The organism is Streptomyces sp. NPDC033229, assembly GCF_055576875.1.
Map to the genome: position 1 here is coordinate 110,101 of NZ_JBVIQR010000018.1, position 12,021 is coordinate 122,121.

Sequence of the window (12,021 nt, forward strand, 5' to 3'; positions counted from 1 at the left end):
ACGCGGATGATCTGCTTCTGTCCTACGCCGCAGAAGTCGCGAATGGCGGGTACGTAAAGACATCGCCGTGCTACGCGCTGTCGCGTCCACCCGCAGAGGGTGTCTGAGATGGAAGAGAAGAAGCCACTGCCGCGCCGTTCGCCATTGATCGCCGCCCCCGGCCGCCCCTATCGAGGCTGTCGCGATGATCCACCGGGCGGTTTCCTCGACTTCCGTCCGCTGCTCTGGATCAGGGGCAGCGGCGCAAGCACAAGTGAGGTCTTGTCCGCATGGGGCGAGGGTGAGCTCGCCGACATCCCCGTCGGGCGGGCGTGGGACGTGGTCCGATTCCCGCAGTCGGAGGGGTGGCGGACCGTGCAACACCTCGGGCGTATCCGTGTTCCGGTCGGGCCCGTGCTGCACACGGGATACGGAGTCGACGTCTTGGTGCCGCTCCGTTCGGCGGACGGGTGGGACCTTCCGGGGGCGGGTGTACTCCCTGCCGGCGATCGCATCGCTGTGCCTCCTCCCGAAGTCGTCGCCCCGAACACGCGCAAGTCGAGGACGTGGATCGTTGCCCCCACCGATGGGCGCGCGCTGACGGACGCGGCCGACCTCTACGGCGCTTACGCCGCGACGATGTTGAGCGGCATCAGACCGGGAGTGGTCGAGTGACCGCGCTCTTCACCGCGCCACCGGCGCCGACCCCTGGATTACTCGCGTCGCTCAAGCCTCGCTTATGGCTCGACCACACTGAGCAAGGCCAGCTCTTCGCGTCGCTGATGCTCACGCCCCCCCGCAACGCCTCGGTCCGGACACGCTCAAGGTGATCGAGCATCGCATGCGCGGGGCCGCTGATTCCCTCCGCGCGGTGCCTCCCGGACCGATGCTGCCGGACATCGGGAAGCGCGTCTTCATCCACCAGCGGGGTTTGGCCGGGCGATCCGCTACCCGTTCGAAAGGCCATGCATGATCACGCGACCCGTCTGGGAAGTCGTCGGCGTACCGCCGGCGAGGATCCCGATACCCTCGCCCGCACCGGAGCCCGCTCCCCGTTCAGCCGCACCGCAGCCGGGTGTCGGCACCTCGTCGGCTGGGTGTGCGACAGGGACGGCGCTGAACGGTGCCTGACCTGCCCCGTCCGACACTTCACCGAGTACCGCGCGGTGTGGGTGGCGCCGGACTACTCCAGTACCGTCCCCCGCCCCGTACGGCCCTCGATGACGCGTCCCGCCACATGGCGCCGGTCGCAGCGGAAGGCGGTGGTTCATTCCCCATGAACGACCGCTACCGCATGTAGGCCCCATAGGCTCCCGTGCGGCTGCTTGGCGACCTCAGCAGTCGGACGGGGTACCGCACGACGGCGCGGGGACGGACTCCGCGTCGGCACAGTGGGCACCAGGAAGGCAGCGATCCATGGCAGTCGTCACAGAGAAGCCGATCACTCCGGTACAACTGCGGTCAATCACGCTCGAACTCACGGGTGCGTGCTCCCTTCGGTGCACGCACTGTTTCGCGGACTCCGGTCCGCAGGGCACACACGGCTCCATGACGCGCGAAAACTGGCTCGCGCTGATCACCGACGCGACCGCACTGGGCATCCCACAGATTCAGCTCATGGGCGGCGAGCCCACCCTGCACCCGCATTGGGTCGACCTCACCGAGCACGCTCTGACCCTCGGGCGCCGGGTAGAGATCTACTCCAACCTGTTCACCGTTCACCGGCGTTGGTGGGACGTCTTCGCCCGTGAAGGCGTGAGCCTCGCGACCAGTTACTACAGCGACGAATCGGCCGAACATGACCGGATCACGGAACGCCCCGGCAGCCACCGGCGCACACGTGCCAACATCCGGGAAGCGGTCCGGCGCGGCATCCCCCTGCGCGCCGGCATCGTCAAGGTGGCGCCCGGACAGCGTGTCGAACAGGCTCGCCAGGAGCTCGCCGACATGGGAGTGACCAAGGTGCGTCTCGACCATGAGCGCTCCATCGGACGCGCTACGACCAGGACGACGCCGGACCCGTCCGAGCTGTGTGGACGCTGTGGGAACGGACGCGTGGCCGTGCTTCCCAATGGGACCGTGGCCCCGTGCGTGATGAGTCGCTTCATGCCGTGCGGAAACGTCAAAACACGTCCGTTGGCCGAGATCCTGGGTAGTCCCCAATGGCGGGCAGCCGTCGAACGAGTCCCGGCTCGTGCCGGGAATCCATGTGATCCGGACTGCAACCCGGCGCAGGACGGCGCCGACTGCTCGCCCGCCGAACAGGAAGCCTGCGACCCCGCGTACGAGGACATTCCCCCCAAGAAATGAGGTGGTGGCCCGTGGACTGGAAACCGCACGCCGCGGATCTTGCCGAGCGCGTCGCCGATCCCGTCTCGCGCTGGCGTCCGCTGCTCGCCGCAACACCCCGCCATGAACTCGTGCCCCGGTGGTGGGCCCGAGCCGACAGCGGCGAGTGGGTCCTGCACGAAGGGCTTGCTGATACGGACGCGTGGATGCGCTCGGCCTACTCCGATCGGACACTCGTCACCCGGGTCGGGCCGCTGCACGCCGACCACGCCACGCCGGGCCAGTCTGTGACCGGCCACGCTACGTCGTCGTCGACCCTCCCCGGTCTCATTGTCCAGATGTGCCGGCACGGGCGGATCGCCGAAGGCGTCGACCTGCTCTACGTAGGTACGGGTCCCGGCTACGGCACGTTGCTCGCTTCCCGCCTCCTGGGGGACCGCCACGTCACGGCCATCGATGTCGACCCCTACCTGACGGACGCGGCCCGCGAGCGGCTCGATCGTCTCGGGCGGCACCCGGAGCTCATCACCTGCGACGCGGTCGGCCCCCTGCCCGGCGACTACGACCGGATCGTGTCCATGGTGTCCGTCTGGCCCGTACCGGCCTCATGGCTGGCCGTTCTCCGGCCGGGCGGGCGGCTCGTCACCACCCTCGCCAACACCTCCATGATCCTCACAGCGTGGAAGACGAAGGACGGCGGGGCCGTCGGGAAGATCGAACGGGACTGGGCCGGCTTCATGAGCACCCGCCATGGCGACGACTACCCGCCCGGCCTGAAAGACCGACTCGACGCCATCGGGGACAGAGAAGGGGAACACGTCGGCAAGGGCAAGTATCCCGTCCTGAACCTCAGCGACGCGTGGGAACTGCGGTCAATGCTCGAACTCGCCGCGCCGGGCGTGGAGACCCACTATCAGCAGAAGGGCGGGCAGCGCACAGCATGGCTGCTCCACCCCGACGGGTCATGGGCGCGGGCGGCAGCCACGGGCCTTGCCTCGCCCGACGTCCACCAGGGCGGCCCGCGTCCGCTCTGGGACATCCTCGAACGGATCCGGTACCGGCAGAGCGCCGAGGGCGCGCTGCCGGTCTACGGAAGCCGCGCGGTGATCACGCCGGACGGCGCCGTTCGTCTCTCCCGGGGGAAGTGGACGGCCACCATCGGATAGTGGACGCTCGGGGCAGGCCGTCGACGGCGGTCTGCCCCGAGATCGATCCAGAAGGATTCGGGTGCGGGGAGCAGAGGCACCTCCAACGACACCGATGGGACTGGCGCGCGGGTTGACGACCGGTCACCCCCAGCAGGGGCGCACGACGGGATAGTCGGCGTGCTTCCCGCTGCCAACCGCCCCGTCTTAGAACCCTCTTAATCCCGTTCGTTATCAACTCCTCATGCACTTCATCACCTCCCGTCGCACCGTCCGCGCCGCCGCCGTGGCTCTCGCGGCCACCCTCCCGTGCGTCACCCTCGCCGACGCCGCCCAGGCGACCGCGCCCCAGGCCAAGGCCCAAACCGCGCCCCAGGCAACGCAGTCGGCCCGCGTCCACGATGGCCACCTCGTCGATCTCCCCGTCCGTGGCGGTACCGCCACCGTCGACGCGGACACGCTGCGCGTGACGGCGCGTACGCCGAAGGGAGAGATCGAGCTCTCCGCCGCCACCGCTCCCGGCAAGCCCGGGAAGGTGGCCGTCACCGCCGACGGCGCCCGTTGGACCTACCCCGGCACCGGACTGACCGTCACCGCCCGATCCGAGCAAGGGCGGCTCGTCGTCTCCGTCAAATCCACCGGTGCCGCCGACCGCTCGCTGTCCTGGCCCGTCACCGGGGCCGACCGGGCCGCCTCCGCCGTGCAACTTCCGCGCGGGGAAGGGCTGTCCATACCCGTCGCCGACCCGTTCTGGAACTCCGACCGGGCGCAGCTCGTCAACAGCGACCTCGATATGTCCTCGGCGCTGACCATGCCGCTGTGGGGTCACAGCCTCGACGGCCGGGGCGGCGTCAGCTACCTCGTGCCCACCGACATCGGGACCTCCCTGCGCTCGACGTCCGACCACGGGCGGCTGCGCACCACCGCCACCCATCGTTTCTCCCGCGCCGAGGGCACCACCGACTACACCGTCACCTTCGCCCTCACCGACGGTTCCCCCGTCGCGCCCGCCGTCGACTACCGGGCCTGGCTGGGGCAGCACGGGCAGCTCGGCAGTCTGCGGGCAAAGATCGATGCCGTGCCGGCCACCAAGAAGCTGCTCGGTGCTTTCCACGCCTACACGTGGGGCGGCGCCCGTACCGCCGAGGGTGTGAAGAAGCTGCGGGCGCTCGGCGTGGACCGGATGTGGCTCGGTTACGACGCCGATGACACCCCCATGGACGCCGCCGCCGTCGCCGCCGCCAAGAAGGCCGGGTACCTCGTCGGTCCGTACGACTCCTTCGCCAACGGCCAGGACCCCAAGGCCTCCGACGCCCCCACCTCCGTCTGGCCCGACAAGGTCTATCCGGACTTCTGCGTCCAGGGCGCCGACGGCAAGCCCGTACCCGGCTTCCACGACCGCGGCTGCTACCTCAGCTCCGAGGCGTTCGAGAAGGCCGAGCCCACCCGGCACTACCTCGCCGACCGCACCAAGAAGATGACCGCCAACGGCGCCGACAGCTACTTCCTCGACGTCGACGCCGCCGGTGAGCTGTTCCGCGACCACAGCGACGCCCACCCCATGGACCAGGCACGCGACCGCGCCAACCGGCTCGCCCGGATGAAGCGGCTGTCCGGCGAGGACCGCCTTGTCCTCGGCTCCGAGTCCGCGGGCGCCTGGTCCAACCAGGTGCTCGCCTTCGACCACGGATCCGGCACCCCCGTCGCCGACGGGCTGTGGAAGGCGCAGAAGGACAAGGAGAAGTGGGGCGGCTACACCCCCGCCAAGGCCCCGGGAATCTTCTTCAAGCCCGCCGAACTCCCCGCCGACGTCGCGAAGGCCATGTACGACCCCGCCTACCGCGTCCCGCTGTACGAGACCGCGCTGCACGACTCCCTCGTCAACACCGAGCGCTGGGAGCTGTCCTACGACAAGCTCCCGCAGCAGAAGACCACCCGCGCCCTGCTGGCCATGCTCTACAACACCCCGCTCAACTTCGTCCTCGACGGCAAGTTCATCAAGGAGCGCGGAAGGGAACTCGCCGCACTGCAAAAGTACTTCAAGCCCCTGCACGAGGCGGCCGGCACTCAGGCCATGACCGACTTCCGCACCCTGAACGCCGACCGTACCGTCCAGCGCACCGTCTTCGGCGACGGCACCCTCACCGTCACCGCCAACTTCTCCGCCAAGGCCCACGACGGGCTGCCCGGCGGCTGCGTCGACGCGAAGCTGCGCGGCGACAAGAAGCCGCGACGCCTGTGCCCCGCCGACGTCAACCGGTGACCTCAATCGGCGCTACGGGTCAGCCCTCAGAAATCAGGCCCGCCAGCACGCTCTCCACCGTGTCCGCCTCGTCCGCCGTCTTGTCCTCCCGGTACCGCAGCACCCGCGCGAACCGCAGGGTCACCCCCTCCGGGTACCGGGTGGACCGCTGGACGCCGTCGAAGGCGATCTCCACCACCAACTCCGGCCGCACGGTCACCACGAAGCCGTCGTCGGATACCGCCAGCTCCCGGAGCCGCTCGGTCTGCCAGGCCAGCACCGCGTCCGTCAGCCCCTTGAAGGTCTTGCCGAGCATGGCGAACGAACCGTCCGCCCGCCGCGCCCCCAGGTGCAGATTCGACAGCTTGCCGGTCCGCCGCCCGTGGCCCCACTCGGCGGCCAGCACCACCAGGTCCAGGGTGTGCACCGGCTTCACCTTCAGCCAGGAGGCACCACGCCGGCCCGCGCTGTACGGCGCGTCCAGCGCCTTGGCCACCACCCCCTCGTGACCGCGCCGCAACACCTCGGCCGCGAACTCCCGCGCCGCCGCGCGGGCCCCGGCGTCCGCCGGGTCGGCGACCACCAGCCGTCGTACGCGCAGCGGCTCGGGCACCACCCGTGCCAGCTCCGCGTTCCGCTCGGCCGTCGGCAGCTCCAGCAGATCCCGGCCGTCGACCGCCAGCAGGTCGAAGAAGACCGGTGAGAGCGGCACTGTGACCGCCGCCCCCGCCACATCCGTCCGGGAGCCCACCCGGCCGGCGGTCTCCTGGAACGGGCGCGGGCGGCCCGTCGCGTCCAGGGCGATGAGCTCGCCGTCCAGCACGGCCCGGGACACCGGCAGCTCCCGGGCCACGCGCGCCAGTTCGGGCAGCCGCTCGGTGATCTCGTCCAGGGTGCGGGTGTAGACCCGCACCTGTTCGCCGTCCCGGTGCACCTGCACCCGGATGCCGTCCAGCTTCTCCTCCACCGCGCACGGCCCGAGCCGGTCCAGCGCCTCGTCCACGTCCTTGGCGCTGTGCGCGAGCATCGGCTGCACCGGCCGCCCCACCTCCAGCCGGAATTCCGCCAGTGCCATGGGCCCTTCGGCCAGCAGCGCCCGGGCGACCGTGCCGAGGGAGCCGCCCAGCATCACCGCCCGCCGTACGTCGACCGGGGCCGCGCCCGTCGCGGCCGCGAGCCCCTCCACCGCCAGCGCGTCCAGGGCGCCCTGCCGCAGCTCACCGCCGATCAAACCCAGCAGGAAGCGCTGCTCCTCGGCCGTGGCCGCGCCCATCAGCGCGTTCACCAGCCGCTTGCGTTCGCCCTGCGCGCCCTTGCCCGTCACGGCCGCGATCCGGGTGAGGGCCGCGTCCACCTCCTGGACGGTCAGGGTCGGGACGTCCGCGGGGGCGGCGGCGTCACGCAGGGTGCTCCAGCCGACGCCAATCCTGCGCTGCGGCAGCCGGCCGGCCAGGTACGGAATGGCGATCGGTGCCTCGTCGGGCTCGGCCTTCCGGAACAGCTCCGCCAGCAGGGAGGTCTTGACCGACCGCGCGCTGGTCGCCGCCACCTGTGCTGACACCCGGGCGATATCGACAAGAAGCATGTGTTCATCGTGCGACGTGCGCCGCCCGGGCGCCTCCCGGCCCCCGGGGCTCAAGCGACCGGATCCCCGTGGCCTCGAGCGACCACCGCCCTGGCCGCTTCCCGGTCACGCCCGACGCCGTCGCTGATTCTGATCAGCAGGGCCACCATCAGCCAGTTCGCGACGAGGGACGAACCGCCCTTGGCGAGGAACGGCAGCGCCTTGCCGGTGAGCGGGATGAGGCCCATGACACCGCCCGCCACCACGAAGACCTGGAGCGCCAGCGCCGCCGCGAGCCCCACCGCCAGCAGCTTGCCGAACCGGTCGTGCGAGCGCAGCGCCACGCTCAGCCCGCGCTGGACGAGCAGCGCGTAGAGCAGGATCACCGCCATCGTCCCGGCGAGCCCGAGTTCCTCCCCGACCGTGGTGAGGATGAAGTCGCTGCGGCCCGCGAAGCCGATGAGTTCGGGGTGGCCCCGGCCCAGGCCGGTGCCTGTGACGCCGCCGCTGCCGAAGCCGAAGAGCGCCTGGGCGAGCTGGTCGGAGCCCGTTCCCGGGGGCTGCCGGTCCTTCGGCAGGTACACCGCGAACGGGTGCTGCCAGGCGACGATGCGCCCCTTGACGTGCGGTTCGGTCGAGCCCACGACGGCGGCCCCCACGGCGGCCATCGACAGTCCGACCAGCACCCAGCTGAGGCGCTCGGTGGCGGTGTAGAGCATCACCACGAACAGCCCGAAGAAGATCAGTGAGGTACCGAGGTCCCGCTCGAAGATCAGCACCAGCAGGCTCAGCGCCCAGACTCCCAGGATCGGCCCGAGCTGCCGTCCCGGTGGCAGCCGCACCCCGAGCACGCGGCGGCCGGTGAGCGCCAGGGCATCCCGGTGGGTGACCAGATAGCCGGCGAAGAACACCGCGATCATGGTCTTGACGAATTCGCCGGGCTGCAGCGACAGCGGCCCCAGCAGGATCCACCGCTTGGCGCCGTAGGTGTCGCCGGGGAAGAACGCCGGTGCCATCAGGAGCACCAGCGCCACGGCCATCAGGACGTAGATGTAGCGCTGCAACCGGCGGTGGTCCCGCAGCACCAGCAGCACGACGACGCAGACGGCGACGCCGATGACGGACCACATGAGCTGGCCCGGGGCGGTCGGGTCGGACTCGTACGCCGCCCGGTAGGCGGGGTCCAGCCGGTACAGCAGCACCAGCCCGAAGCCGGAGAGCAGCGTCGCCAGGGGCAGGATCAGCGGATCGGCGTACGGGGCGTAGCGGCGCACCGCCAGATGCGGGACCAGCGCCAGGGCGATCATGCTGACGGCGAACCCGGCGGAGCCTTCCGGGACGGACCCGTCGAGGGACAGCCCGGTGCTGACGTAGCCGAAGCAGCTGATGAGGACGGCGAAGGCAAGCAGAAGTGCCTCGCTGCGGCGCCGCCGCCGTGGTGCCGCGGACGGCACCTCGGGGGTCCGGCTGTCGTCGCTGTCCCCGACGCGTACGGAATCCACGGTCACACTCATGAATCATGGACGGCGCGCTCTGAAGGAAACCTGAGGGTTCTGAAGGTTCCTTCAGGAACCCCGGCATTGTCCGGATCGGGTGCCCGCGGGTCCCGCCACGGCCGGATCACGGGGCAGACGGCTGCCGGCCCCGCTTTCCCGGCGGTCCGTCCGGCAGCGGGAAGCGGGCCACCAGCCGTGCCCCGCCGCCCCCGGCGGCCACCGCCAGGCTCCCGCCGTGGGGCGCGATCTCCCGGGCGATGGCCGGCCCCGGACAGTGCCGACTCCAGCCCGCGGTGTCCGTCGTGGACGACGTCCACCCAGTGCCCCTCGGCGCCCAGCCCCCGCCGCAGCGAGTCGGCGAGCCCCACCTCGTCCGCGACTATCAATATGCGCACGCCCTCAGCGTCACATATCCGGTATGCCGGGAAGCCCACGACCCAAGGCTTCACTGTGTGTCAAATTTCGCACACCTGGCGGAATTACCGTAACCGGGTGGCGCCGGGCCGAGTTGACGCCTTCAGACAGCAGGAGCCGCCAGCAGGACGGGAGCAGTGGATCAGCCATGAGCAAACGCCAGAAGGGCCGTAGACACCGCAAGGTCAACCGCACCCCCCGCCCGGTCGGCTCGTCCAGCCCGGGACCGTCCCGAGCCGAGCCCCGCGCGGAATCCCGTGCCGAGCCGCGTGCCGAATCCCGAGCCGAGCCCCGCGCGGTGGTCTCCGCCGGGGCACCGGACCTCGGCCGGCACGAGGCCCGCACCTGGGAGGGGCTGCGGGCGTCCGGCGCCGAGGGGGCGTCGGTCGACGAACTGTGCGCGGCCGTGGGCTACCAGGCGCGCACCGTCCTGAAGCACGTCAACGGCCTCGCCGCGTACGGCATGGCCGAGCGGCGCGGTGACCGCTGGTACGCGAAGGGGGCGGCGGGGACGGAGACCGCGCGACCGGCCGAGGGTGCGCTCGTCGGCTCCTAGCGGGGCTTGGAGAGAGGCTCCGGGGCGGGCCGGGGCGGAGGCCCCCTCCGCCCCGGCCTCCGGCCGGACCCGCACCAGGCCCGAAGGCCCCGCCGCAGGCGAAGCGGCGCGCCGTCACCCGAGGTGCGTCGCACCCCCCGTCTCCCGGCGGCGTGTGGCGAGCGCGGTGAGCACCGCCTCGTGGGCGAACAGGGCATCGGCCGTCCGGTCCAGCGAGCGTGCCGCCGACTCGGCGCGGGCCGCGTGTCCGAGGATCCGCCGCCGCAGGGCGGCACCCTCGGCGCCGGGCAGCGACACCGCCGCCGCGCCCTCCCGGAGCCGGGCCGCCTGCTCCCGCAGCCGGCCCGCCTGGGCGTGCACGGGCTGCGACCAGGGCGCGATCCTGGCGAAGGAGATGCCGCCGGCGGACCCGTCGAGGCTGTCGGAGCCGGTCGCTCCGAAGGCTCCGCCTTGCCCCTCGCGTCCGCCTTGATCCCCGCGTCCGCCCGGATCCTCGCGGTGGTTCCGGCTCACCGGTTCACTCCCCGTGGCTTCGGCCGCAGTGCCGTCCAGGGCGCGAAGGCGTTCCTCGCCCCCTCCAGCGCCGGGGCGAGCTCCGGGTGGTGGCGCAGCAGGACGTCGCACATCCCGGTGCGGTCGATCCACTCCAGGCCCTCGGCGGTGTAGACCTCCGGTCGGTAGTCGGAGGTGAAGAAGCGGTCGCTCTTCAGCCGCCGGGACGCCATCAGCACGAAGACCCGGAACGCGGTGTCGCTGAACGCGAAACCCCGCGGCTTGCGTTCGGCGTACATGCCGATCATCGTGTCGACGCGGTCCAGCCGCCCGTCGTAGACCTCCCGCAGCTCGGCCGCCAGCCCGGCGTTCCCGCCGGTGAGGTCCTCGAAGGAGGTCACCGGCGGGCGGTGCAGCGCCGTGCGGAACGCGGCGTAGCGCGGGACGCCCCGCTCGCGGTCGCGCAGGACGTCCACCGTGCCGACGTCGACGTGCTCCCCGGAGATCCGGGCGAGGTCCCGCAGACAGTCGGGGTGGTTGTGCAGAGTGATGGCCCCGGGGTTCATGGTGCCGAAGGAGTACAGCAGATCCGACCAGCCCCAGCGGTCCACCGCCTCCCGGGTGGCCAGCGCCTGGAGCGGTTCGAAACCCGTCCGTTCGATGAGCTCGCCCGTGCGGTGGGAGCGGATCTCGTACTCGTCGCGGATCAGCGGGTGCAGCCGGTAGGAGCTGACGAACTCCTCGGTCATCGAGAACGGGGCGGTGTGGTGGTCGGTCGGGCCGCCGAGGATGCCGAAGAGCGCCTCGCCCTTGCCGAACCGCCGTACGTTGCGGCGCAGCCGGGCGGGCAGTACCCCGTACCAGTTGAGGTGCATCGCCGCCCGGGTCACCCGCTGGTCGATCATCGCCGGGGTCCACTCCACGGTGTGGATCTTCGCCATGACGGCGGTGTTGACGAGTCTCGCCGTGTGGAACAGCCGCTCGTCGCCCCAGGTGGGGTGGGCGGCGGCGACGCGGTCACAGATCGCGTTGTGCTCCTTGGCGAAGAGCGTGTGCAGCAGGGACAGCCCGACCCAGTAGTTGTCGTTGAAGCCGGTGGCGTCGATGCCGGAGAGACCCTCCATGGTCTCGTCGGGCAACCGTCCCTTCTCGACGAGGAGTTTGCCGCCCTCGCCGGTGCGCAGGGCCCGGCACTGCGCCTCGCTCGACCCGTAGATCTGCGAGCCGTCCCACCAGTGCGTGACAGTGTTCTCGTACGTCGGCGGCCGGTCCCCGCCGGTGTGGGCGACCGGGTCGGGGCGTGAGCGGCGCACTGCCATCGGGCAGCGCGGCCAGTCGTCGTCCGCGGCGAGCGGGACCTCCAGCGGCTCGACGGTCTTGTTGTCGCCGTGGCTGAACCACCCGTGGTTCTGGAACTGGATCCAGGCCGCGGCCAGCATGTTCAGCGTGGGCGCCGGGCGGAAGCCCGCGCGGCGCGCCAGCAGTCGCCTGCTGACCTCGCGCGGGCTGGGGGCGAACAGACCGTCGTCCTCCGGGTCCGGGAAGGTCTTTGGCAGCGCGCAGTTGCGGTCGAAGCGGGTGCCCGCCCTCCCCATGTCGACATCGTCCGGGTCGTAGCCCGACCCGTCGTAGCTGCGGTACGGCAGCAGCTCGGGTGTCGGCTTGCGGGGACGCTCGCCGCCCGCGCCGAAGGTGTCGTGCAGATTGTGCGCTCGCAGCAGCTCCCGCTGCTTCCTGATCTCCAGCAGCGCCAGCGGGAAGGGCAGCGAGTGCCACTCGCGACGGGGCCGCGGTACCGGGGGCATCAAACATCTCTCCAGGGCTCGGAATGCCGGTGCACGCGA

General features: G+C 71.3%; 10 protein-coding genes. 6 read left to right on the plus strand and 4 right to left on the minus strand.

The features are described from left to right. Positions 1-108: 108 nt before the first annotated feature. From ACZ53N_RS18195 to ACZ53N_RS18215, 5 genes are all read left to right on the plus strand, one after another. The gene (locus ACZ53N_RS18195; RefSeq protein ID WP_469141823.1) at positions 109-654 is read left to right on the plus strand and encodes a hypothetical protein; all 546 of its coding nucleotides are present in this window, start codon (positions 109-111) and stop codon (positions 652-654) included. Between the two features lie 290 nt (positions 655-944). Beyond that, positions 945-1,259 carry a DUF6255 family natural product biosynthesis protein gene (locus ACZ53N_RS18200; RefSeq protein WP_469141824.1) on the plus strand — a complete coding sequence of 105 codons (315 nt, stop codon included), beginning with the start codon at positions 945-947 and terminating at the stop codon, positions 1,257-1,259. Between the two features lie 136 nt (positions 1,260-1,395). Then, on the plus strand, positions 1,396-2,289 hold the full coding sequence (locus ACZ53N_RS18205; protein ID WP_469141825.1) for a radical SAM/SPASM domain-containing protein: 894 nt from the start codon (positions 1,396-1,398) through the stop codon (positions 2,287-2,289). A gap of 11 nt (positions 2,290-2,300) precedes the next feature. Then, a complete protein-coding gene (locus ACZ53N_RS18210) occupies positions 2,301-3,434 on the plus strand; it encodes a methyltransferase domain-containing protein (protein WP_469141826.1) in 1,134 nt (377 codons plus the stop codon). Between the two features lie 223 nt (positions 3,435-3,657). Beyond that, on the plus strand, positions 3,658-5,676 hold the full coding sequence (locus tag ACZ53N_RS18215; RefSeq protein WP_469141827.1) for a glycoside hydrolase: 2,019 nt from the start codon (positions 3,658-3,660) through the stop codon (positions 5,674-5,676). A 19-nt stretch (positions 5,677-5,695) separates the two neighbouring features. Here the strand turns inward: ACZ53N_RS18215 and ACZ53N_RS18220 are convergent, their stop codons facing one another. Further along, on the minus strand, positions 5,696-7,240 hold the full coding sequence (locus tag ACZ53N_RS18220; protein WP_469141828.1) for an ATP-dependent DNA ligase: 1,545 nt from the start codon (positions 7,238-7,240) through the stop codon (positions 5,696-5,698). A gap of 50 nt (positions 7,241-7,290) precedes the next feature. Further along, positions 7,291-8,733 (minus strand): FtsW/RodA/SpoVE family cell cycle protein, encoded by a 1,443-nt coding sequence (locus tag ACZ53N_RS18225; protein WP_469141829.1) that lies wholly within the window; start codon positions 8,731-8,733, stop codon positions 7,291-7,293. Between the two features lie 544 nt (positions 8,734-9,277). Here ACZ53N_RS18225 and ACZ53N_RS18230 point away from each other — a divergent pair. After that, positions 9,278-9,685 (plus strand): hypothetical protein, encoded by a 408-nt coding sequence (locus ACZ53N_RS18230; protein WP_469141830.1) that lies wholly within the window; start codon positions 9,278-9,280, stop codon positions 9,683-9,685. Positions 9,686-9,799: 114 nt separating this feature from the next. Here the strand turns inward: ACZ53N_RS18230 and ACZ53N_RS18235 are convergent, their stop codons facing one another. Next, positions 9,800-10,198, minus strand: coding sequence for a hypothetical protein (locus tag ACZ53N_RS18235; protein WP_469141831.1), 399 nt, complete (start codon positions 10,196-10,198; stop codon positions 9,800-9,802). Continuing rightward, the gene (locus ACZ53N_RS18240) at positions 10,195-11,982 is read right to left on the minus strand and encodes a peroxidase family protein (RefSeq protein WP_469141832.1); all 1,788 of its coding nucleotides are present in this window, start codon (positions 11,980-11,982) and stop codon (positions 10,195-10,197) included. The genes ACZ53N_RS18235 and ACZ53N_RS18240 overlap by 4 nt, the downstream gene beginning before the upstream one ends. Between the last annotated feature and the right edge of the window lie 39 nt (positions 11,983-12,021).

What these genes read in the sequence shown, in the direction of transcription:
- ACZ53N_RS18205 (WP_469141825.1), top strand. Translation starts at nt 1,396, where the DNA reads ATGGCAGTCGTCACAGAGAAGCCGATCACTCCGGTACAACTGCGGTCA.
- ACZ53N_RS18215 (WP_469141827.1), top strand. Translation starts at nt 3,658, where the DNA reads ATGCACTTCATCACCTCCCGTCGCACCGTCCGCGCCGCCGCCGTGGCT.
- ACZ53N_RS18225 (WP_469141829.1), bottom strand. Translation starts at nt 8,733, where the DNA reads ATGAGTGTGACCGTGGATTCCGTACGCGTCGGGGACAGCGACGACAGC.
- ACZ53N_RS18230 (WP_469141830.1), top strand. Translation starts at nt 9,278, where the DNA reads ATGAGCAAACGCCAGAAGGGCCGTAGACACCGCAAGGTCAACCGCACC.
- ACZ53N_RS18240 (WP_469141832.1), bottom strand. Translation starts at nt 11,982, where the DNA reads ATGCCCCCGGTACCGCGGCCCCGTCGCGAGTGGCACTCGCTGCCCTTC.
- ACZ53N_RS18200 (WP_469141824.1), top strand. Translation starts at nt 945, where the DNA reads ATGCATGATCACGCGACCCGTCTGGGAAGTCGTCGGCGTACCGCCGGC.
- ACZ53N_RS18195 (WP_469141823.1), top strand. Translation starts at nt 109, where the DNA reads ATGGAAGAGAAGAAGCCACTGCCGCGCCGTTCGCCATTGATCGCCGCC.
- ACZ53N_RS18220 (WP_469141828.1), bottom strand. Translation starts at nt 7,240, where the DNA reads ATGCTTCTTGTCGATATCGCCCGGGTGTCAGCACAGGTGGCGGCGACC.